This window comes from Peribacillus sp. TH14 (assembly GCF_016651145.1).
Lineage (GTDB): Bacteria > Bacillota > Bacilli > Bacillales > DSM-1321 > Peribacillus > Peribacillus butanolivorans.
In genome coordinates, this window is the sequence record NZ_JAEKEK010000001.1 from 2,492,318 (window position 1) to 2,512,805 (window position 20,488).

Annotated in this window: 20 protein-coding genes, 1 pseudogene and 1 riboswitch; of the genes and pseudogenes, 13 read left to right on the forward strand and 8 right to left on the reverse strand. The window is 39.9% G+C overall.

Annotation, left to right across the window (positions count from 1 at the left end; all coding sequences use genetic code 11):
* The first annotated feature begins 83 nt into the window (after nt 1-83).
* A complete protein-coding gene (locus JFU50_RS12005) occupies nt 84-1,766 on the forward strand; it encodes a glycoside hydrolase family 13 protein (RefSeq protein ID WP_201222709.1) in 1,683 nt (560 codons plus the stop codon).
* Nucleotides 1,767-1,925: 159 nt separating this feature from the next.
* Here the strand turns inward: JFU50_RS12005 and JFU50_RS12010 are convergent.
* The 5 genes and pseudogenes from JFU50_RS12010 to JFU50_RS12030 form a co-directional block, all read right to left on the reverse strand.
* Nucleotides 1,926-2,278 (reverse strand): annotated as a pseudogene (locus JFU50_RS12010) (helix-turn-helix domain-containing protein); the annotation flags it as partial.
* A 204-nt stretch (nt 2,279-2,482) separates the two neighbouring features.
* The gene (locus tag JFU50_RS12015) at nt 2,483-3,934 is read right to left on the reverse strand and encodes an amino acid permease (protein WP_242485361.1); all 1,452 of its coding nucleotides are present in this window, start codon (nt 3,932-3,934) and stop codon (nt 2,483-2,485) included.
* Nucleotides 3,935-4,030: 96 nt separating this feature from the next.
* Nucleotides 4,031-4,211: riboswitch (Lysine riboswitch) on the reverse strand.
* Between the two features lie 279 nt (nt 4,212-4,490).
* Nucleotides 4,491-5,453, reverse strand: a complete 963-nt coding sequence (locus tag JFU50_RS12020) for a LacI family DNA-binding transcriptional regulator (RefSeq protein WP_201222710.1) — start codon at nt 5,451-5,453, stop codon at nt 4,491-4,493.
* 265 nt (nt 5,454-5,718) lie between these two features.
* Nucleotides 5,719-6,021, reverse strand: a complete 303-nt coding sequence (locus tag JFU50_RS12025; RefSeq protein WP_201187243.1) for a hypothetical protein — start codon at nt 6,019-6,021, stop codon at nt 5,719-5,721.
* A complete protein-coding gene (locus tag JFU50_RS12030) occupies nt 6,021-6,221 on the reverse strand; it encodes a helix-turn-helix transcriptional regulator (protein WP_056524628.1) in 201 nt (66 codons plus the stop codon). The genes JFU50_RS12025 and JFU50_RS12030 overlap by 1 nt, the downstream gene beginning before the upstream one ends.
* A 284-nt stretch (nt 6,222-6,505) precedes the next feature.
* Between JFU50_RS12030 and JFU50_RS12035 the strand changes: the two genes are divergently transcribed.
* From JFU50_RS12035 to rodA, 5 genes are all read left to right on the forward strand, one after another.
* Nucleotides 6,506-7,429 (forward strand): metal ABC transporter solute-binding protein, Zn/Mn family, encoded by a 924-nt coding sequence (locus JFU50_RS12035; RefSeq protein WP_201222711.1) that lies wholly within the window; start codon nt 6,506-6,508, stop codon nt 7,427-7,429.
* 12 nt (nt 7,430-7,441) lie between these two features.
* Nucleotides 7,442-8,197, forward strand: coding sequence for a metal ABC transporter ATP-binding protein (locus JFU50_RS12040; RefSeq protein ID WP_056524634.1), 756 nt, complete (start codon nt 7,442-7,444; stop codon nt 8,195-8,197).
* A 7-nt stretch (nt 8,198-8,204) separates the two neighbouring features.
* Nucleotides 8,205-9,131 (forward strand): metal ABC transporter permease, encoded by a 927-nt coding sequence (locus tag JFU50_RS12045; RefSeq protein WP_053348671.1) that lies wholly within the window; start codon nt 8,205-8,207, stop codon nt 9,129-9,131.
* Nucleotides 9,128-10,009 (forward strand): metal ABC transporter permease, encoded by an 882-nt coding sequence (locus JFU50_RS12050; protein WP_056524635.1) that lies wholly within the window; start codon nt 9,128-9,130, stop codon nt 10,007-10,009. Before JFU50_RS12045 ends, JFU50_RS12050 begins: the two co-directional genes overlap by 4 nt.
* 147 nt (nt 10,010-10,156) lie before the next feature.
* Nucleotides 10,157-11,329, forward strand: coding sequence for a rod shape-determining protein RodA (rodA, locus tag JFU50_RS12055; protein ID WP_201187241.1), 1,173 nt, complete (start codon nt 10,157-10,159; stop codon nt 11,327-11,329).
* Nucleotides 11,330-11,453: 124 nt separating this feature from the next.
* Here the strand turns inward: rodA and JFU50_RS12060 are convergent, their stop codons facing one another.
* Both JFU50_RS12060 and JFU50_RS12065 read right to left on the reverse strand, forming a co-directional pair.
* Nucleotides 11,454-11,789, reverse strand: a complete 336-nt coding sequence (locus JFU50_RS12060; RefSeq protein ID WP_201187239.1) for a spore coat protein — start codon at nt 11,787-11,789, stop codon at nt 11,454-11,456.
* A gap of 12 nt (nt 11,790-11,801) precedes the next feature.
* Nucleotides 11,802-12,080, reverse strand: a complete 279-nt coding sequence (locus JFU50_RS12065; RefSeq protein ID WP_201222712.1) for a hypothetical protein — start codon at nt 12,078-12,080, stop codon at nt 11,802-11,804.
* Between the two features lie 156 nt (nt 12,081-12,236).
* Between JFU50_RS12065 and JFU50_RS12070 the strand changes: the two genes are divergently transcribed.
* Nucleotides 12,237-13,154 (forward strand): proline dehydrogenase family protein, encoded by a 918-nt coding sequence (locus tag JFU50_RS12070; RefSeq protein WP_201222713.1) that lies wholly within the window; start codon nt 12,237-12,239, stop codon nt 13,152-13,154.
* Between the two features lie 49 nt (nt 13,155-13,203).
* Here JFU50_RS12070 and JFU50_RS12075 read toward each other — a convergent pair whose 3' ends face one another.
* A complete protein-coding gene (locus tag JFU50_RS12075) occupies nt 13,204-13,335 on the reverse strand; it encodes a YuzL family protein (protein WP_082612715.1) in 132 nt (43 codons plus the stop codon).
* Nucleotides 13,336-13,501: 166 nt separating this feature from the next.
* Here JFU50_RS12075 and JFU50_RS12080 point away from each other — a divergent pair, with 166 nt between their 5' ends.
* The 6 genes from JFU50_RS12080 (at nt 13,502) to JFU50_RS12105 (ending at nt 20,488) form a co-directional block, all read left to right on the forward strand.
* Nucleotides 13,502-15,931, forward strand: a complete 2,430-nt coding sequence (locus tag JFU50_RS12080) for a 3-hydroxyacyl-CoA dehydrogenase NAD-binding domain-containing protein (protein ID WP_446728138.1) — start codon at nt 13,502-13,504, stop codon at nt 15,929-15,931.
* A 79-nt stretch (nt 15,932-16,010) separates the two neighbouring features.
* Nucleotides 16,011-17,189 carry an acetyl-CoA C-acetyltransferase gene (locus tag JFU50_RS12085; RefSeq protein WP_201187233.1) on the forward strand — a complete coding sequence of 393 codons (1,179 nt, stop codon included), beginning with the start codon at nt 16,011-16,013 and terminating at the stop codon, nt 17,187-17,189.
* A gap of 82 nt (nt 17,190-17,271) precedes the next feature.
* Nucleotides 17,272-19,059: an acyl-CoA dehydrogenase family protein gene (locus JFU50_RS12090; protein ID WP_201187231.1), complete on the forward strand. Its 1,788-nt coding sequence runs from the start codon at nt 17,272-17,274 to the stop codon at nt 19,057-19,059.
* A gap of 139 nt (nt 19,060-19,198) precedes the next feature.
* Nucleotides 19,199-19,555 (forward strand): arsenate reductase family protein, encoded by a 357-nt coding sequence (locus JFU50_RS12095; RefSeq protein ID WP_201188106.1) that lies wholly within the window; start codon nt 19,199-19,201, stop codon nt 19,553-19,555.
* 96 nt (nt 19,556-19,651) lie between these two features.
* Entirely contained in the window at nt 19,652-20,032 is a 381-nt protein-coding gene (gene gcvH, locus JFU50_RS12100; protein WP_201187229.1) for a glycine cleavage system protein GcvH, read from the forward strand.
* Nucleotides 20,033-20,122: 90 nt separating this feature from the next.
* The gene (locus JFU50_RS12105) at nt 20,123-20,488 is read left to right on the forward strand and encodes a toprim domain-containing protein (RefSeq protein WP_053348680.1); all 366 of its coding nucleotides are present in this window, start codon (nt 20,123-20,125) and stop codon (nt 20,486-20,488) included.

Sequence of the window (20,488 nt, forward strand, 5' to 3'; positions counted from 1 at the left end):
AATATTCTGAAGTTTCGCTCTTTATAATAGGTGTATTGATGTAAACATTTATGTCAATTTGCTTAATGAAGGGTGTGGAGGAAATGGACAAAACATGGTGGAAAGAGGCGGTTGTGTATCAGGTGTATCCCAGGAGTTTTATGGATAGCGATGGAGACGGGATAGGGGACCTGAAAGGAATATTGATGAGACTTGATTATTTACAGGAGCTGGGTGTAGATGTGATATGGCTTTCTCCGGTTTACCAATCTCCCAATGATGATAACGGTTATGATATTAGTGATTATCGTTCGATTATGACTGAGTTTGGGACAATGAGTGATTTTGACCGATTATTGAAGGCAGTTCATGAACGTGGAATGAAAATCATGATGGATCTTGTGGTCAATCATACGTCAGATGAACATTCATGGTTCAAGGAATCCCGGTCTTCTAAAGATAATCCGAAGAGGGATTACTATATTTGGAGACCTGGGAAGAATGGAAAGGAGCCAAATAACTGGGAATCCATATTCAAAGGTTCGGCGTGGAAATATGATGAGGCAACGGATGAATATTATTTGCATTTATTCAGTAAAAAACAGCCGGATTTAAATTGGGAACATCCTGAGCTTCGTGAAGAAATTTATAGCATGATGAAATGGTGGCTGGATAAGGGAGTCGATGGCTTCCGAATGGATGTTATTAACTTCCTTTCGAAAGATCAGCGATATTTGGACGGGGATGTCCGGTATGGGAAGCAGCATGGTGATGGAAGTCCATTTTTCATGAATGGTCCGCGCATTCATGAGTTTTTGCAGGAAATTAATCAGCGAGTGCTTTCAGGTTATAACTTGATAACGGTTGGTGAAATGCCTGGTGTATCACCTGATGAAGCTCAATTGTTCACAGGGAAAGAACGTGGTGAGCTACATATGGTCTTTCAATTTGAACATATGGATTTGGGGGGAGGACCAGAAGGGAAATGGAGTAACAAAAAGTGGGAATTGAGTGACTTAAAGCGGATTCTTTCCAAGTGGCAGATTGGTTTAGAGGAGGATGGTTGGAACAGTTTATACTGGAATAACCATGATCAACCGAGAATTGTTTCAAGGTTCGGAGATGATGGGAAGTATCGGGTAGAAAGCGCAAAAATGCTTGCTGTTTGTCTGCATATGCTTCAGGGAACGCCCTATATTTATCAAGGCGAAGAACTGGGTATGACCAACGTTTGCTTTGAAAGAATAGATGAATACCGCGATATTGAAACGCTGAATTCTTATGAGGAACTTGTGAATTCGTGTGGATGGACAGAAGAGCGGATGCTAGAGGCCATTTACGCGCGCAGTCGAGATAATGCGAGGACACCTGTTCAGTGGAATGACTCAAGAAACGCGGGGTTTACAGCGGGAACTCCTTGGATCGGTGTCAATTCTAATTATCCGTTGATCAATGCAGAAAAAGCCTATAACGATCCGAATTCCATCTTTCATTTTTATAAAAAGCTTATTCAATTACGTAAAAAACATGAAATCGTCGTTTATGGCCGTTACGAACTACTATGGCCTGATGATGAACAAATATTTGCTTATACGAGAACACTTGATGAAGAAAAGCTGCTGGTGTTATGTAATTTCAAAGACTATGAAGCTTCCTATTCCATACCTGAAGGGTTAGATACAATGTCTGCTACACTGTTAATCGGCAATTATGAACAACTGCCGATTGAGGAAATTTCCGTTAAACCTCTGCGACCGTTTGAATGCCGTGTTTATCATTTGAATTGAACTACCCCCCACTTATCGACCTTACGGTCTGATTGAAGTGGGGGATTCCTAAGAACATTAGCCTATCGGCCAATTTTTAATTAGGCTATTCCCGTAGTTCCTACGGTTAGAAGCCTTATGGCTTCATTCATTAGATTGAGTCCTGCGTTAATATCTCGATCGTGGTGACTTGTTTTGCTTTTTATAATATCGACTATAGGAATCTGCTAAATTTTCCACCGATTTCTGTAAGGTAATACTGTCTACTTCTTTCAGGAAAGAATACTCTTTCTTTAAGCTGGAAGTTCTTTGATTGTTGCGTATTTATTCAGAAAAGAACCTTTCCATTCATTAGAGGATAATTGGCTGTTCTGCTTCATTTCTTCACAAATATACCAGTAGGCATCTTTCTCCTTTTGTTTGCCTAAAAAGAAGTTATAGACAAAACGGGAGCAGCCGATCGTTTTATTGATTAGAGCTAGTTGTTCTTTAGTTGGATAGATTCGAAATTTATAAGCTTTGTTTACGACCATTGGTTTCACCCCCTTATAGTTATTATTAACCATAGAACGTATGTTTGTAAAAAGATTACTTTGGCTTATGCCAACCTCGATTCATCTCCCCCTTACCGTTGTGCTCTCGCCCTTCACACGCTTGAAGAGGGAGTCTTCTGGTGGGAAATGATAAAAAAAGGACCTGATTCCTCTTGAAGAAGAAATCAGGTCCTTTTAAAACGCTTATTTTACTTTAAAATCACATTCCTCAAGTGGGATGATTTTAGTTTTATACTTAATTTTATAGCCGAACCATAGGGCGAAGAATAAGATCAGGCCAATGTAAGAAACAAACATTGAATTCCAATCAATCCCGCTGCTGCTGAAAGCTTGATAGCCTTGTCCAATGATAATGAAAATACATAGGACGAGCGCGAAAATCGGTCCAGTTGGGAATCCTTTAGCAAGGTATGGTAAAGCATTCAAATCAAGACCTTGAGCTACATAAGCTTTGCGGAATCGATAATGAGCAATCGCAATTCCAACCCATGTGACAAATCCGGCCATACCTGAAGCATTTAATAACCAGATATAAACAACACCGTCTCCAAAAAATGAAGCTAAGAAAGCGAGGCAACCAACTAAAGAAGTCGCGATAAGAGCATTCACTGGTACCCCTCTTTTATCGAGCTTGCCAAGGAATTTCGGAGCTTTTCCGTCGCGGGCCAAATCCCATAGCATACGAGTTGAAGCATACATGCCGGAGTTACCAGCAGAGAGCACAGATGACAATATAACTGCGTTCATGACCGATGCCGCAAACGCAAGACCTGCGCGTTCAAATACAAGTGTAAATGGACTGACGGCAACATCTTCGCTTAATAAACGTGCATCTGTGAACGGAATAATCATTCCAATTACAAAAATCGCAAGGATATAGAATAAAAGGATGCGCCAAAAAACGGACTTGATCGCTTTAGGGATATTTTTCTCCGGATTCTCACTTTCGCCGGCTGTAACTCCAAGTAATTCTGTTCCTTGGAAAGAGAAACCTGCTGCCATGAATACTCCTAGAATTGTGAAGAAGCCTCCATTAAATGGACCTTCTCCCATGGTGAAATTAGAAAAACCAATTGGGTCATTTCCCCCCAGGATTCCGAAAATCATTAGAAATCCAGTGATTAAGAAGATGATAACGGTCACGATCTTGATTAAAGCAAACCAGAATTCAGCTTCGCCAAATCCTTTAACAGACATATAGTTAAAAAGAAACATAATAATTAACGCAACGGCACTCCAGATAATGGACGAGCTGTCCGGGAACCAGAATTTCATAATTAGGACAACGGCAGCCAGTTCAGCTGCAATTGTGATGGCCCAGTTATACCAATAGTTCCAGCCAATCGCGAAGCCGAAAGATGGGTCGACGAATTTGGATGCGTAGACACGGAACGAACCGGCTACTGGCATGAATGCTGCCATTTCTGCAAGACTTGTCATTAAGTAATAAACCATGAAGCCAATGGCTGCGTATGCTGCCAAAGCACCTCCAGGCCCAGCGGTATGGATGGCACCGCCACTTGCTAAAAATAAACCTGTTCCAATCGTTCCACCTAATGAAATCATCATTAAGTGACGTGCTTTCAGGCTCCTTTTCAACTCAGTGGGATTTGATGTTGTTTGTGAATTTGACAATTGATGTTACACTCCTTTTTATTGGAAGGGAACGATATATAAAAAAACAGCAGTCGAAAAAGATCGACGGCTGTTTATAATAAACCCGTTTATCCTTCCGAAGATAGCTCCCCACGTTAATAAAACGTGACAGTGGTGTTCCTATTCGGTAACACCGCCAGCCTAGATATACAAGGACCATATCTAAACTTCGGCAACTTATCCTTTCAAACGGAGTCGTCAATTTTCCTGAATCTCGTCCGTACTACTTTTATAAGCCGCAGCCTCTAACTCATCGGTAAATGAGGAAGTATTCAATTTTCTTATACTAAATATATAAATCGTTGCGTCAACTTCTAGTCAACCTATACGATTTCAATATAAAGTTCAAACAATTACTTCTATGTCAGCAGGTCATTGAGTAAACTTTACTATATTAAAATTATAAAATAATCTTATAGATAGCGCAATGATTATTTTTCAAGGTTATTTTTTCCTAGTTTTTAAATGTATCACTTGAATTTGATGTTTAAATGTTTGTCATTTAAACATCTTTTATTTGGATAATTAAGATAATTCAAATAGTTTTTCGTTTCATAAGAGTATAATCTAATTTTACATGTCTGATAACTTCAGGATTTTCAAATAGATCAACAGCCATTTTGCCAATCCAATCAAGCGGTAAGGAAACGGTTGTGATATCGAGCATCTCACTGAGGCTATCATTATTAAAACCTAGAATGGCCACGTCTTCTGGTACTTTCATTCCGAATTTGTTGGCAGTAAGAATGAATCCGGACGCGGTGTCATCATTAGTAATGATGATAGCCTCTGGTTTATCTATCATAGAATTCCAATCTTGGAACAATTTTTCACCATCTTTGATGTGATAACTGCCTTCAAACAGCCATTCTTTTTTATTTAAAAGATGATACTTATTCATAATATCGTTAAACGCCTTTGTACGAAGGGAGCTGTTTCTGCTCTTTTTTCGCCCGAGGCTGTATCCGATTTTCTTATATCCTTTAGCAACCACGTATTCAAGTGCAGAGGAAAAAGCGGCATAGTGATCAATGCTTATGGACGATAATTCAGCCTGGGCTGTATCTTCACATAAGATAATTGGTCCATATTTTTGATAGTCCAAGAGGACTTTCATTTCTGAAATTCTTGAACAAACGATAATGCCATCGAGTTGCTTCATTTGTAACATATTCAATGCCTGAATTTCTTTTTCTCTTTCATATTGTGTTTGAAAGATGACTATATGATAGCCGATAGCATTGGCTTGTTTTGTAATTCCTTGCACGATTGCTCCGTAATAGGGGTGATTGGTGAATGGAATGATGACGCCGATTAGATTCGTTTTGCCTTTTGAAAGATGAATGGCGTTGATATTTCTCGAATAGTTTAATTGGTCAATGGCCTGTAAAACACTCTTTCTTTTTTCAGGACTAACATATGGGTGATTATTCATTACACGAGACACTGTGGAGACGGACACACCTGCATATTGAGCAATTTCTTTAATATTTGTCATAGGATCACCGTTTTTTCTTTTTTTTTATTGTATCGTATGAAACCCATTTCAGAGCAAGAGGCGAGAATAAGAGAACTAAAGATTTCTTTATTCAGGGTCTTGTTCTGGTATGGGTTTCATCCTTTAAGATTGAAAAAAGTCTTAGAGGAGGAGATTAGGATGGTCCAAACTTTACTCTGTCTGATCGTACTATGCGGTATCGAATTGGGATTAGCTTACTTCGCAGTATATTTGAAGTCGGAAAAATGAATGGAATGTTGACGGCTTATAACTTCGCTTGATAATAAAGAACGAAGATCGCCCATGAGCCCAGATGAATGAACAATAGAATGCCAAGGACAGCTGCAACAGAGAGCTTCACTCCAAAAAGCAATAACAAGAAAAAAAAGCACGTCCCAATAATTGGGAAAAACCAACTGGATGCCCGTGCTCTAGTTCGGATGAGGTCAAATCGTTCATCTAATCCCCGTTGCTTGGCGGCGGCACGGCGTCCCCACCATAATCCAGTCAGTCCGCAAATAATCCCAAGCGTGATTCCTAAAAAGGCCCCCCAGTTAAAATCCTCCATCATAACTCCTCCTCAAATATAAATATATCTTCAATGGCCAGTTGAAACACTTTCGCTAGCTTGTAAGCAAGCTTGATGGAAGGGTCGAATCTTCCTGTTTCTATAGAAATAATCGTCTGTCGGGACACGCCTGTAAGTTCGGACAGCTTTTCTTGTGTAAGTTGATGCGCTTTGCGTAGTTCCCGAATGTTATTTTTCAAATTCTTAAACTCCTTTCAGAAATGTAAAGCTAGCTTTACGTAAAGTATACTTTACAAATTGAAAATGTGTAAATAATTTTCATTCGACAAAATCCTATGATAAAGAATAGTGGTCAAAGATAAAAATGTTGCACTTTTTTAGTACATTTGTGTATAGTATAAAATAAGTTGTGTACGGGAAACTTTTTAGCATTTACGACAATGTGATAGACAGAAAAAAAATTTGAGCTAAATTTTGCGCTTGGTAAACATTTTTAGGAAGATGAAAAAGGGAGGGAATAAGGATGGGGTTTTTAAAAACTATTGGTGGCGTACTTGCTGCTGTGATCATTTTAGCGGGATGCGGAAATGATACGACTGAACAAGATAAAGGCAATAGCAAGTTAAATGTCGTCGCAACAACGGGGATGATTGGGGACTTGGTTGAGAATATTGGCGGTAAACATGTGGAGGTCACTAGTTTAATGGGACCGGGAGTCGATCCCCATCTTTATAAGGCAACACAGGGTGATGTGAAGACACTGGATTCAGCTGACATGATTTTTTATAACGGCGTGCACCTTGAAGGGAAAATGACAGATATCTTTGAAATGATGAGCAAGGATAAACCGACGATTGCGGTAACGGAGGATTTCAAGGAGGAACAACTTCGTAAAGTAAGTGCAACGGAACATGATCCGCATGTTTGGTTTGATGTAAAGCTCTGGATGGTTGCAGCGGAAGCGGTAAAAAAAGAGTTAATTGCCATTGATCCTGACCATGAAGCAAGTTATCTAGAAAATTATGAAGCTTATGTTCTGCAGTTAAAGGAACTTGATAAATATGTACAGGGTGAAATAAATAAAATACCAGAAGATCAGCGAGTGCTCGTTACGGCACATGATGCATTTGGATATTACGGCAAGTCATATGGATTGGAAGTAAGAGGGCTACAGGGGATTAATACGCTATCGGAATATGGGTCAAAAGATGTGACTGATATGCGGAATTATCTTGTGAAGAATAAAATTAAAGCAATATTCATAGAGTCTAGCGTGCCAAGGAAGGCTATTGAGGCGGTTATTCAAGGAGCTGAAAAGCAAGGTCACAAAGTGAAAATCGGTGGTGAACTATTCTCGGATGCGATGGGGGAAAAAGGCACTGAAGAAGGAACATATATCGGTATGGTCCGTCATAATACAGATACCATTGTTAATGCTTTGAAATAAGGGGGAGAAAGAATGTATCAGGCAGCTCTGAAGGTAGAAAATTTAACGATAGCTTATCATAAAAAACCGGTTGTCGAAGATGTCTCATTTGAGGTGCCAGAAGGGAATCTAATCGGTATCATAGGTCCAAATGGAGCTGGGAAATCCACATTAATAAAGGGGATACTCGAACTGATTCCTAAACTATCCGGGGAAGTCACAATCAGTGGATCTTCCTATAAATCGATGAGGAAGAGTATAGGCTATGTACCACAGAGGGAGTCAGTAGATTGGGATTTCCCAACCAATGCGCTCGATGTCGTGATGATGGGCAGGTATGGTCACCTCGGCTGGTTAAAGCGACCAGGAAAGGCTGAAAGACATAAGGCAATGGAATGCTTGGATAAAGTGGGGATGGTTGAATACGCTAACCGGCAGATAAGCCAGCTCTCAGGCGGGCAGCAGCAACGGATTTTTCTAGCTCGTGCTTTAGCACAAGAAGCGGATATTTATTTTATGGATGAACCATTTGTAGGGGTAGATGCAGCAACAGAGAAAGCGATCATTCAATTGCTGATGGAATTGAAGGAAAAAGGCAAGACAGTTCTTGTTGTGCACCATGATTTATCAACAGTAAAGGAATATTTTGATTGGACGATGCTGTTGAATAAAAAGGTTATGAAAATTGGACCGACAAAAGAGGTATTTATCCCCGAATACTTACAGGAAACATACGGGGGCCGCTTAGCGATATTATCAGATGCACAGTCCGGTCTATTATTAAAATGAGGTGTACATGATGAATTTACTGGATATTATTAATGATCCGAATACACGGTGGATTCTGCTTGGCACGATGTTCCTCGGATTAAGCAGTGGAGTCATCGGCAGTTTTGCCTACCTCAGAAAGCAGTCTTTGCTTGGTGACACGCTCGCACATGCGGCATTGCCAGGAATTTGCGTTGCTTTTATATTAACTGGGGTGAAATCTACTTCCTTCTTTCTAATAGGAGCAGCCTTGGCTGGTTTAGTGGCAGTTTTCCTAATCAGCGTACTTACGAGGTACAGTAAGATCAAGCAAGATGCTGCACTCGGAATTGTGTTATCTTCATTTTTTGGTTTTGGAATTGTGTTACTTACGCAAATCCAGCAGAGTGAATATGGAAACCAGAGTGGATTGGATACATTTCTATTTGGGCAGACTGCATCAATGGTCATGTCGGATGTCTATATGATGATGACTGTTTCCTTTATACTCATCTTCACTTGTACCGTGTTTTTTAAGGAATTTAAATTACTGTCCTTCGACCCGGGATTTGCTAAGGGAATAGGTTTACCGGTTGTTTTTCTAGACTATTTCATTATGATGCTGATCGTGGCGGCCGTGGTCATCGGTATTCAAGCAGTAGGAGTTGTATTGATGGCATCTTTACTCATTACTCCGGCTGTTTCTGCTAGGTACTGGACAGAGCGGCTGCATATCATGGTTATCCTGTCTGGAATATTCGGTATGCTGAGCGGTGTATCAGGTACGTTAATCAGTACATCGGTCAATAATTTGCCGACAGGTCCATTAATTGTCTTGTCCGCGACGGTATGGTTTTTCTTTTCCATGCTTTTTGCTCCTAAACGTGGGGTTCTTTCAACTGTATGGAGAAGGCTATCAACGAAAAAGAAATATTCTCTCGAACAGGATAAAAGGAAAGGGAGCCATCCATTATGAATGATTTTTGGATTATCTTAGTCGGGGCACTAGTTGCGGGTTCTTGCAGTGTATTAGGTTGCTTTTTGATAGTCAGAAAAATGACATTGATTGGGGATGCAATCAGTCATTCCGTTTTACCAGGAATCGTATTGGCATTTTTAATAACCGGGACACGTGACTCGGTTCCAATGCTGATCGGGGCAGCAGCACTAGGGTTACTTACAGTATTCTTAATCCAGCTTTTTCAATCTTCAGGCGTTCAGTCTGACGCAGCAATCGGCATTGTGTTTACCTCTCTTTTTGCAACAGGGATTGTACTAGTGAGTTTGTATACGCAACAAATCGATTTTGACCTGGAGCATGTCCTGTATGGAGAAATTGCCTATACTCCATGGAATACGATGACAATTAGCGGATTCGAGGCGGGACCAAAAGCTGTTTGGATTGTTGGCAGTTGTTTTATTCTCAATCTTATTCTGATTTTTCTTTTCTTCAAACAGTTTAAGCTTGTTTCCTTTGATCCATCACTTGCGGCTGCGATGGGAATTCCGGTTTTGTTCTTTCATTATTTACTGATGAGCCTTATTTCGCTAACGACAGTAGCCGCCTTTGATAGTGTAGGTTCAATTTTGGTAGTCGGGATGCTCATTATACCAGCGGCAACAGCCTATTTGCTGTCAGACCGTTTAAGTCGGATGATTTTGGTCAGTATCGGGGTTGGAATACTCAGTTCTATTATCGGTTACTTTTCAGCTACCGTTTTAGATGCCTCGATATCGGGATGCATGGTAGGTGCAGCCGCTCTGTTATTCGGATTGGCATTTCTTTTTTCTCCAAGCCATGGATTAGTCAGTAGATTTTTGAAACGCAGAAGCGCAATGGAATCACATTCTTAGTATCTCCAACTAACAGGCTGCATGCTTATAACTCCATGCAGCCTGTAATCTATTCTGCGATATAGTTGTGATTTTATTTGTTTAAAGTATAATGAATAAGTGTATTAAAAGATGTATCGCAGGAGCCTTTTTAAGGGAGAGTTAAGTATGGAAGAACAAAATAAATTTTCATCACGAATAGATTTTTCTTTGGTCACAATATTGCTGTTGTTATGCGTTGGAAGTTGCTTAGCAATCTATAGTGCCCAAACGACTGGACAGTACGCTGAAAACTTCTTAATTAAACAAATTTTTTGGTATATAGTAGGAATTGGAATCGTATTAGGGTTTATTACTCTAGATTCAGATCAGTTGAAAAAAATTTCTTGGTATGCCTATGGATTCGGATTGTTTTTGCTTTTGTTGCTGATCCTTATGCCGGAAAGCATCGTACCTAAATTAAATGGTGCAAGAAGCTGGTTCAAAATTCCGGGAGTCGGTTCGATTCAGCCATCGGAATTCATGAAGGTTTTCCTGATCCTGGCTTTAGCAAATGTTATATCAAACCATCATCTCAAAAGCACGCTGAAAACGATTCAAACGGATCTATGGTTGCTTGTTAAAATCGGTCTTGTGACGGGTGCTCCGCTTTTGTTAATCATGCAACAGCCGGATTTAGGAACCGCGCTTGTCATACTGTCGATTATGCTTGGAATGGTTTTTATTTCAGGGGTTTCATGGAAAATATTGCTTCCGATAGTCTCAGGAGGAATTGTTGTCGCTTCTACGATTCTATATTTTGTACTTTGGAAGCCAGAACTTCTGGAAAAATACTTGGGAGTAAAATCCTATCAATTCGGCCGCATCTATTCCTGGCTGGATCCTTATAATTATGCGAGCGCTGAAGGTTATCACTTGACCAAGTCTCTGTTAGCTATCGGCTCTGGTCAGACCACAGGAAAGGGAATTGGGTCGAGAGAAGTGTATTTACCTGAGAGTCATTCGGATTTCATCTTCAGTATAATCGGAGAAGAATTTGGTTTTATCGGATCAAGTATCATCATCTCCTTGTTCTTCCTTTTGATCTACCATATAACAAAAACGGGAATGGAAACGAGAAATAACTTCTATACATATATTTGTGTTGGTGTTATCAGCATGTTAACGTTTCATGTTTTTCAGAACATCGGAATGACGGTAGGCCTTTTACCGATTACGGGGATTCCACTTCCATTTATCAGTTATGGAGGAAGCTCGCTAATGGGGAATATGATGGCCATGGGCCTAATATTCAGCATCAGGTATCACTATAAAAAGTATATGTTTTCAACGGATATCTAAATATATAGAGCCGGTCCACGCTTCGCTATGGGCCGGCTCTTTTAAATGAGGTTGTTGCCACAGCTATTGAGAAAACAAACAAAAGGAACTGAATTATAGTGCATCTCAGCTCATATATATGTCCTTATTGAATGTTTGATCCATATGGGAATTGGTTTTTATAGCCCGAAAACTGTTGATAGGTTTGGCTTAAGCTATTGGATTGAGCCTTTTCTAAACTATACCAGCCTTTTTCGAACATAAGGTTATAAAGCTCACGTTGCATCTCCTGATTTTCTTTCGAAACTGAGAAAATGTCTTGGAATAACGCATGGTTACTCATTTCATGTAGGGCAACAGATAAAGAGTTACAGAAGTACTTCTCCGTTGCAAGCATATCATTAATAAAATCCCGATCATTCATTTGTGGTGTCTTTGCCACAGGAGACTCTGGATTTTGGACTTTGTTTTGGTTGGGCATCAAGAACCCTCCTTACTGGAATTGTTGTTGACTCTGATATTGGTTTGGATTTAAATGATTCAGAATGGTATCGTAATGGCGCTGATGCATTAGTCCACAGCGGTTTAACGCATCAATAATTTGTGGATCTTTACATTGAGCCGCAAAAAAATGTGCCTTTTTAATCGCAATCAGGTTCCATGCAAGCATATCACATAAGTATAAACTGTCTTTTACAGAAACCATTTCCGGCGGTTGTTTCATGAAGCCGGTGGACTGTTGTTGGCTGTTAAATGAATTTTGTTGTTCCATCAGTCTACCTCCTTAAGTGTTATCTAAACGACTTTAATTTTCCCATTAACAATTTTTTTATTCTTGATGTTTGGATATCTGGAATTTGAATTAAATGGTAAAATATTCTTATGAAATACATCTATTTTCCGAAGAAAAGATACGGAGGGAATGCAGATGGAACAAATATTAAGAAATCTATTTCTTTTTCTATCAAAGAATAAAAATATGACAAAGGCAGCGAAAAAATATGGATTGCGGTTTGGGGCATCCCGCTTTGTGGCTGGAGAATCGTTGGATATGGCAGCTGCAGCTATCGCAGATTTAAACCGAAAAGGGCTGTCTGTAACCATCGATTATTTAGGTGAATTCATTGATAATGAACAAGAAGCAAATGAGATGGCAGATCAGTGTATAAAGGCCATTCGAATGATTTCCAGAAAAAATCTGGATTCACAGTTATCTTTGAAATTGACGTCGATGGGCATGGATATATCAGAACAAGTCGTAATGAATAATATGAGAAGAATATTAGAAGAAGCCAAAACCCATAGGGTGTTCGTAACACTTGATATGGAAGATTTTCCGCGCTGTCAGCCAACTTTGGATGTATTCAAAAACTTAAAGGCTGAATATAATGAACTGGGGACGGTCATACAAGCTTATCTTTATCGGACAGAGAAAGACATTGAGGAGTTGAATGCATACAACCCGAATCTACGACTTGTTAAAGGAGCTTACAAAGAGCCTCGGGAAATAGCTTTTCCAGAGAAAATTGATGTCGATGATAATTTTAAAAAGATCATTAAGAAGCATCTGCTGAATGGAAATTACACAGCTGTTGCCACCCATGACGATAAAATTATTGATTATACGAAGAGCTTAGTCAAAGAGCAAGGGATCTCTCTTGATCAATTTGAATTTCAAATGTTATTCGGCATACGTAATGAAAAGCAGCTTGAACTCGTAAAAGATGGATATAAGGTAAGAGTGTATGTTCCATATGGTACGGATTGGTACGGATATTTCATGCGCCGCCTTGCAGAGAGGCCGGCCAATATTGCTTTCGTTTTAAAGGGACTATTTAAAAAATAGCTAAATCGAGAGCCGGCCCGGATAAGGGACGGCTGCTCTAATAACGACTTTATTTTTTGTACTGATTGTTCTGGCTGTTTACTTTATTTATCCCTTGCTGACGTTCACGACCAGGGCCGGCATTGCCTTTAACGCTTGCGGCACTCACAGCTCTATTAGAAGGATTATTTTTACGCTTCATTGTATAAGTCACCTCCTGGTCGTTATTGTCTACTAAAAGGAGGAGAATTAATCAAAGGTAATATGATAAAAAAATTTATTTTTTTCCAGTTTTATCATTGCGGAATTTCCAATTATATTCTATATTAGTAATAAGAAAAAATATTCAAAATTTTTTTGAATTAAAAATGAATGAGCATTCATTCAATACATTGTGTAAGGGGGATATAAACTTGGTTCGACAAATACGAAAGGCTGCTGTTCTAGGGTCAGGAGTTATGGGATCAGGGATTGCTGCACACCTTGCTAACATCGGCATTCCGACTTTATTATTGGACATTGTACCTCGTGAACTCACAGAGGATGAAAAGAAAAAAGGTCTTACATTAGAAAATAAACAAGTACGTAACCGCATCAGCCAAACTGCGATTACTAAACTTTTAAAGCAAAAACCAGCTCCGCTTTCAGCTAAAGGAAATCTTGCGTTAATTGAAGCCGGGAACCTGGAAGATGATATAAGTCGTTTAAAAGACGTCGATTGGGTTATTGAAGTAGTCGTTGAGAGACTTGAAGTGAAGCAAAGTGTATTTGCCCAGGTTGATCAACATCGTAAACCTGGAAGCATCATTTCTTCCAATACATCTGGAATTTCAATTGAAGCTATGGCAGAGGGCCGCTCAGAGGATTTCCAAAAGCACTTCTTAGGAACTCACTTTTTCAATCCGCCGCGCTATCTTAAATTGTTAGAAATCATTCCCACTAAAGAAACATCTCCAGAAGTGCTCGAGTACATGAAACAATTCGGCGAAGATGTACTGGGCAAAGGTGTTGTCGAAGCAAAGGATACACCAAACTTTATTGCAAACCGCATCGGTACTTATGGTTTGCTAGTTACCCTTCGTGAAATGCAAAAAGGCGGATACAGCGTTGGTGAAGTGGACTCGGTAACTGGTCCATTAATCGGAAGAGCGACAAGCGCGACATTCCGGACGCTTGATGTAGTTGGATTGGATACTTTTGCACATGTTGCTAAAAATGTATATGACCAGGTGGAAGGGGAAGAAAAAGCAGTTTTCCAAATACCGGGTTTCATGAATAGGATGCTTGAAAACGGCTGGCTTGGAAGCAAGTCCGGACAAGGATTTTTTGTGAAAAAGGGTAAGGAGATCTTTGAGCTGAATCCTGAAACTCTTGAATATGAAGCCCGTAAAAAATTAAAGACTCCTTCTATTGAAATGGCTAAACAGGCCAAGGGTCTAGCCAACAAAATGAAAGCGCTTGTTTATAGCGATGACCGTGCTGGTGAATTACTTTGGAATGTGTTAAATCCAGCTCTTGTGTATTCTGCACAACTGCTTGGGAATATTGCCGATGATATTGTGGCAATCGATCAAGCAATGAAATGGGGCTTCGGCTGGTCTATGGGACCTTTCGAAACGTGGGATGCGATTGGTGTTGAAAAATCAGTAGCACGTTTAGAACAAGAAGGAGTTACTGTTCCTCAATGGGTGAAGGATATGCTGGAAAAAGGTATCACTTCTTTTTACAAAGAAGAAAATGGCATAGTTTTCTACTATGATAATGGAGAATATAAAGAACTTCTTGAAAACCCTAAGGTGATTAACCTTAAAGCAATCAAGAAGCAAAAAGGCGTAATCAAGAAAAACAGCGGTGCAAGTCTGATTGATATTGGTGATGGAGTGGCTCTTCTTGAATTCACTTCACCAAATAATGCAATAGGTCTTGATATCATGCAAATGATCAATGCCGCAGTCGATGAAGCAGAAGCTAATTATAAAGGTCTGGTGATCGGAAACCAAGGCAAAAACTTCTGTGTAGGTGCTAATATTGCCATGATGTTGATGGAAGCACAAGATGACAATATTTTGGAATTGGATATGGTTATCAGCCAATTCCAAAAGGCAATGCTTAAGATTAAGTACAGTGCTGTACCTGTTGTTGTAGCGCCATTTAATATGACACTTGGCGGCGGTGCGGAAGTATCTCTTCCTGCTGCACGTATCCAAGCAACGACAGAAACATATATGGGTCTTGTAGAAGCTGGTGTTGGATTGATTCCAGGCGGTGGCGGAACAAAAGAACTTTATGTAAAAACGCTGAAGAATATGCCAAAGGGCGTCGCCTTTGATTTGCAGAAAGTGGCTAATCAAGTATTTGAAACAGTCGCGATGGCAAAAGTTTCGACTTCTGCTGAAGAAGCACGCGGGAATAACTTCCTTAATTCTTCTGATGGAATAAGTGTGAACGCAGATCATCAATTATATGATGCGAAGCAGGCAGTCATCTCCATGTATAACCAAGGGTATACAGCTCCAGTTCGTACAAAAATTCCTGTGGTCGGTGAAACAGGTTATGCCACACTTCTTTTAGGGGCAGAATCCATGCGCCTTTCCGGCTTCCTATCTGAACATGACCTTGTTATAGCTAAAGAGCTTGCATACGTCCTGGCCGGAGGAAAACTTCCATACGGTACAGAAGTAGATGAGCAGTATATCTTGAACCTAGAGAAACAAGCTTTCCTAAAACTAATTTCTACTCCGAAATCTCAGCAAAGAATGCAGCATATGCTTGTAAAAGGGAAACCACTTCGAAACTAATGGATAAGTGAAAATACGGTTAGATTGCAAATGAAGGTTAATAGATTGATAGCTTAAAAATGAAGTAAGGGGGATCCTCATGAAAGAAGCGGTAATAGTAGCTGGAGCAAGGACTCCGGTAGGAAGAGCAAAAAAGGGTTCTCTTGCTAACGTTCGACCAGATGATTTAGGGGCTCTTGTTGTAAAAGAAACGTTAAAGCGTGCTGGAAATTATGAAGGTTCTATTGATGATTTAATTATCGGTTGCGCAATGCCTGAGGCGGAGCAAGGGCTGAATATGGCGAGAAATATTGGTGCGTTAGCAGGATTGTCTTACACAGTACCAGCTATAACAATTAATCGTTACTGTTCAAGCGGATTACAAAGTATTGCTTATGGAGCGGAAAGAATCATGCTCGGCCAAAGTGATACGGTCATTGCAGGTGGAGCAGAGTCCATGAGTCTTTTGCCAATGATGGGACATGTAACCCGTCCGAACGCACAACTTGCGGAAACAGCACCAGAATACTATATGGGGATGGGTCACACAGCTGAAGCCGTTGCAAAAAAATACGGTATTTCGCGTGAAGAACAGGATGCATTTGCTGTGCGCAGTCATCAAAGGGCTGCTAAGGCCATTGCTGAAGGAAAGTTTTCAGATGAAATCGTTCCGGTTGATGTAACCATTCGCTCAGTAGGTCCGGATCTTAAATTACAGGAAAAGTCATTCCAGTTTGCACAAGATGAAGGCGTTCGTGAAGGCACAACATTTGAAGTGCTTAAGAAATTAAGACCAGCATTCTCTGTGACAGGATCCGTTACAGCAGGAAATTCATCACAAACGAGTGATGGAGCTGCTGCAGTTATGGTCATGGATGGAGAAAAAGCTTCTTCAATAGGGATGAAGCCACTTGGTAAGTTCCGTTCCTTTGCCGTAGCAGGGGTACCACCGGAAATTATGGGAATTGGTCCGATCGCTGCGATTCCAAAAGCTTTGAAACTAGCAGGTCTTGAGCTTTCTGATATTGGTTTATTTGAATTGAATGAAGCCTTTGCTTCTCAATCCATTCAAATCATTCGTGAGCTGGGATTGAATGAAGAGATTGTCAATGTCAATGGTGGAGCTATTGCCCTAGGCCATCCACTAGGATGTTCCGGTACTAAATTAACATTAAGCCTACTTCATGAAATGAAGCGCAGAAACCAACAATTCGGAGTCGTTACAATGTGTATCGGTGGCGGTATGGGTGCTGCTGGAGTATTTGAATTATTAGCGTAATTTCATCTCGATCGAAAGTTTATCAACAATTCCGGCGGGCTTAAGATAATTAATCATCATTAATCATTTAGGAGGAAATAACATGTCCAAACAAACAACAGATAACCTCATAAAAGGCGGCGCCTTTTTAGTAGAAGATATTACGTATAATCAAGTGTTTACACCAGAAGATTATTCTGATGAGCATAAAATGATTGCCAAAACTTCTGAAGATTTCGTAGTGAATGAAGTTCTTCCGCAAGTTGAGCATTTAGAGAATCATGAATTCGACCGTTCTGTAAAATTACTGAAGCATGCAGGGGATATCGGTTTACTTGGTGCTGACGTTCCTGAAGAATATAACGGGCTTGGTCTTGATAAAATTAGCTCGGCAATAATTACAGAAAAAATGGCGCTTGCAGGTGGGTTCGGAATCACTCACGGTGCACACGTAGGGATTGGATCTTTGCCAATCGTACTATTTGGAAATGAAGAACAAAAGAAAAAATACCTTCCATTGCTAGCAACGGGCGAAAAAATTGCTGCTTATGCTTTAACTGAACCTAGCTCAGGATCTGATGCATTGGGTGCAAAAACGACAGCGAAATTAAATGCAGAAGGTACTCACTACGTTTTAAACGGTGAAAAACAATGGATTACCAATGCAGGTTTTGCGGATGTGTTCTGTGTATATGCTAAAATCGACGGCGAACAATTCTCTGCCTTTATTGTAGAGCGTGAATATCAAGGTGTATCTACGGGCGCTGAAGAAAAGAAAATGGGTATAAAAAGCTCATCTACACGTACTTTAATCCTGGAAGACGTACATGTTCCAGTTGAAAACCTTCTTGGCGTAGCTGGAAAAGGGCATGTTATTGCTTTCAATATCTTGAATATTGGCCGATATAAATTGGGTGTTGGCGCAGTCGGCGGATCTAAACGCGCTCTTGAAATTACTGCTGCTTATACAAATCAACGTCAGCAGTTCAAAACGAAAATTTCTGACTTTAACCTAACGAAAGAAAAACTTGCAACGATGGCTTCTAAAATTTATGCAGCAGAAAGCTCTGTATACCGTACCGTCGGTCTTTATGATCAAAGACAAAGCAAGCTGACTGATGAGCAAGTGAAAGATGGAAAATCAATGGCAGCAGCGATCGCTGAATATGCAATTGAGTGTTCTTTGAATAAATTCTTCGCTTCTGAAGTATTGGATTACGTAACAGATGAAGGCGTACAGCTTCATGGTGGTTATGGTTTCATGCAGGAATATGAAATTGAAAAAGCGTACCGTGACTCTCGTATTAACCGGATTTTCGAAGGCACAAATGAAATCAACCGTTTGCTTGTTCCGGGAACATTCCTGAAAAAAGCACTTAAAGGAGAACTTCCTCTTCTACAAAAAGCACAGGGACTGCAAGAGGAATTAATGATGATGATGCCTGAAGAGCCTAGCGATGAGCCATTGGCACAAGAAAAAATGCTGGTTAGAAATGCTAAGAAAATCGGTATTTTGGCAGCAGGTCTTGCAGCACAGAAATACGGCAAGAAACTTGATCAAGAACAAGAAATCTTATCTAACATTGCTGATATCGCATCCCTTGCATACGCTGCTGAATCTGTGGTTTTACGTACAGAAAAAGCAATTGCGACTACAGGTTTAGAAAAGAATAAACAAAAGGTATTGTACACTGAAATTTTCGTTCAAGAAGCGTTCAATGAAATAGAACAGCATGCAAAAGAAACGTTAATTGCCGTTGAAACAGGCGATACTCTTCGCATTATGCTTTCTTCACTTCGCAAGTTGACTAGACACAACCCAATCAATGTCATTGCGAAAAAACGCGAAGCTTCTGTTAAGGTAATCGAAACTGAAAAATACGCACTATAATCAAAGTTCAACCTTTAAAGGGAATTCCCGTAATCGGGTATTCCCTTTATTACGTGTGAAATTTTCACGATGGAAAGACAAGGAGAATTCGTTGTATTGCACAGAAAAAACGGGTATTCTATTGATAGGTGGTGAAACAATGGGCTTAACATTATATTGGTACCCAAAATGCGGCACATGCCGTAATGCGAAGAAGTGGCTGGATAGTCATGAACTGCAATATGAAGCGATTCATATAGTAGAAAATCCGCCTTCTCGAACAGAAATCGAACAACTATATAATACCAGCGGATTAGAGCTGAAGAAGTTTTTTAATACTAGTGGGCAAAAATACCGGGAGCTGGGTTTAAAGGACAAACTGAAAGAAGCTTCTGAAGCAGAAATGCTAGATATATTGTCTACTGATGGTATGCTTCTTAAAAGGCCGATTGTTACGGACGGCACAAAAGTGACAGTTGGTTTCAAAGAAGAACAATTCGAACAGACTTGGAACTAAAATAATACGAAATATTTGGTTAATTCCTTACTTTTAAAAAAAATCTACCTTATAATGTAATAGATAAAATAAGATGTACTATGGAGGGAATTAATGATGACAACACCAAAAGAACTTCGTTACACAAAGGAACATGAATGGGTCAAAACAGAAGATGGAACAGTACGCATCGGAATTACAGCATTTGCTCAGTCCGAACTTGGGGACATCGTTTTTGTTGAGCTTCCAGAGATTGGCGCTGAATTGAAATCGAACGAGCCATTTGGCAGTGTTGAATCTGTTAAAACTGTATCTGAGCTGTATGCTCCTATCAGTGGTAAAGTTGTTGAAGTAAATGAAGAGTTGAATGACAATCCTGAATTCGTAAATGAATCTCCTTTTGAAAAGGCATGGATGATCGTGATTGAACCATCAAATATCAGTGACGTTGAAAACCTGATGAGCGCTGAAGAATATGATAGCCTGATAAACGGTTAAAATGAAGGAGAGAGGGTCTAAATAGGCCTGCTCTCTTTTTCAGTTTATAAAAAGGCAGCATGCACACAATTCGTGAGATGGAGTGATGACATGGAGTGGGGCGAATTTGATAAAGTTATCATTGTAGAAGGCAGTTCCGATAGAAGAAAAGTTGCCTCCGTTTTGAATGAAGATGTGGAAATAAGATGTACAAATGGGACCATTTCATTAACTAAGCTGGATGAGTTAGTAGATGAAATGATGGACCGTGATGTTTATCTCCTTTTTGACGCAGATGATTCAGGAGAAAAGCTACGGAAGCAATTCCGAAGGGAAATGCCAGAAGCAAGCCACTTGTATATCAATAAAATGTACAAAGAAGTGGAAAGTGCCCCCGAACATCATATCGCTACAGTGCTCCTATCTGCCAATATGAATGTGAAAATGAAATTTTTAAGTCAAAGGGTGAACGACTAA

What these genes read in the sequence shown, in the direction of transcription:
- JFU50_RS12005 (WP_201222709.1), top strand. Translation starts at nt 84, where the DNA reads ATGGACAAAACATGGTGGAAAGAGGCGGTTGTGTATCAGGTGTATCCC.
- JFU50_RS12020 (WP_201222710.1), bottom strand. Translation starts at nt 5,453, where the DNA reads ATGACAAATATTAAAGAAATTGCTCAATATGCAGGTGTGTCCGTCTCC.
- JFU50_RS12025 (WP_201187243.1), bottom strand. Translation starts at nt 6,021, where the DNA reads ATGGAGGATTTTAACTGGGGGGCCTTTTTAGGAATCACGCTTGGGATT.
- JFU50_RS12035 (WP_201222711.1), top strand. Translation starts at nt 6,506, where the DNA reads ATGGGGTTTTTAAAAACTATTGGTGGCGTACTTGCTGCTGTGATCATT.
- JFU50_RS12040 (WP_056524634.1), top strand. Translation starts at nt 7,442, where the DNA reads ATGTATCAGGCAGCTCTGAAGGTAGAAAATTTAACGATAGCTTATCAT.
- JFU50_RS12045 (WP_053348671.1), top strand. Translation starts at nt 8,205, where the DNA reads ATGATGAATTTACTGGATATTATTAATGATCCGAATACACGGTGGATT.
- JFU50_RS12050 (WP_056524635.1), top strand. Translation starts at nt 9,128, where the DNA reads ATGAATGATTTTTGGATTATCTTAGTCGGGGCACTAGTTGCGGGTTCT.
- rodA (WP_201187241.1), top strand. Translation starts at nt 10,157, where the DNA reads ATGGAAGAACAAAATAAATTTTCATCACGAATAGATTTTTCTTTGGTC.
- JFU50_RS12060 (WP_201187239.1), bottom strand. Translation starts at nt 11,789, where the DNA reads ATGCCCAACCAAAACAAAGTCCAAAATCCAGAGTCTCCTGTGGCAAAG.
- JFU50_RS12065 (WP_201222712.1), bottom strand. Translation starts at nt 12,080, where the DNA reads ATGGAACAACAAAATTCATTTAACAGCCAACAACAGTCCACCGGCTTC.
- JFU50_RS12070 (WP_201222713.1), top strand. Translation starts at nt 12,237, where the DNA reads ATGGAACAAATATTAAGAAATCTATTTCTTTTTCTATCAAAGAATAAA.
- JFU50_RS12075 (WP_082612715.1), bottom strand. Translation starts at nt 13,335, where the DNA reads ATGAAGCGTAAAAATAATCCTTCTAATAGAGCTGTGAGTGCCGCAAGC.
- JFU50_RS12080 (WP_446728138.1), top strand. Translation starts at nt 13,502, where the DNA reads ATGAATGAGCATTCATTCAATACATTGTGTAAGGGGGATATAAACTTG.
- JFU50_RS12085 (WP_201187233.1), top strand. Translation starts at nt 16,011, where the DNA reads ATGAAAGAAGCGGTAATAGTAGCTGGAGCAAGGACTCCGGTAGGAAGA.
- JFU50_RS12090 (WP_201187231.1), top strand. Translation starts at nt 17,272, where the DNA reads ATGTCCAAACAAACAACAGATAACCTCATAAAAGGCGGCGCCTTTTTA.
- JFU50_RS12095 (WP_201188106.1), top strand. Translation starts at nt 19,199, where the DNA reads ATGGGCTTAACATTATATTGGTACCCAAAATGCGGCACATGCCGTAAT.
- gcvH (WP_201187229.1), top strand. Translation starts at nt 19,652, where the DNA reads ATGACAACACCAAAAGAACTTCGTTACACAAAGGAACATGAATGGGTC.
- JFU50_RS12105 (WP_053348680.1), top strand. Translation starts at nt 20,123, where the DNA reads ATGGAGTGGGGCGAATTTGATAAAGTTATCATTGTAGAAGGCAGTTCC.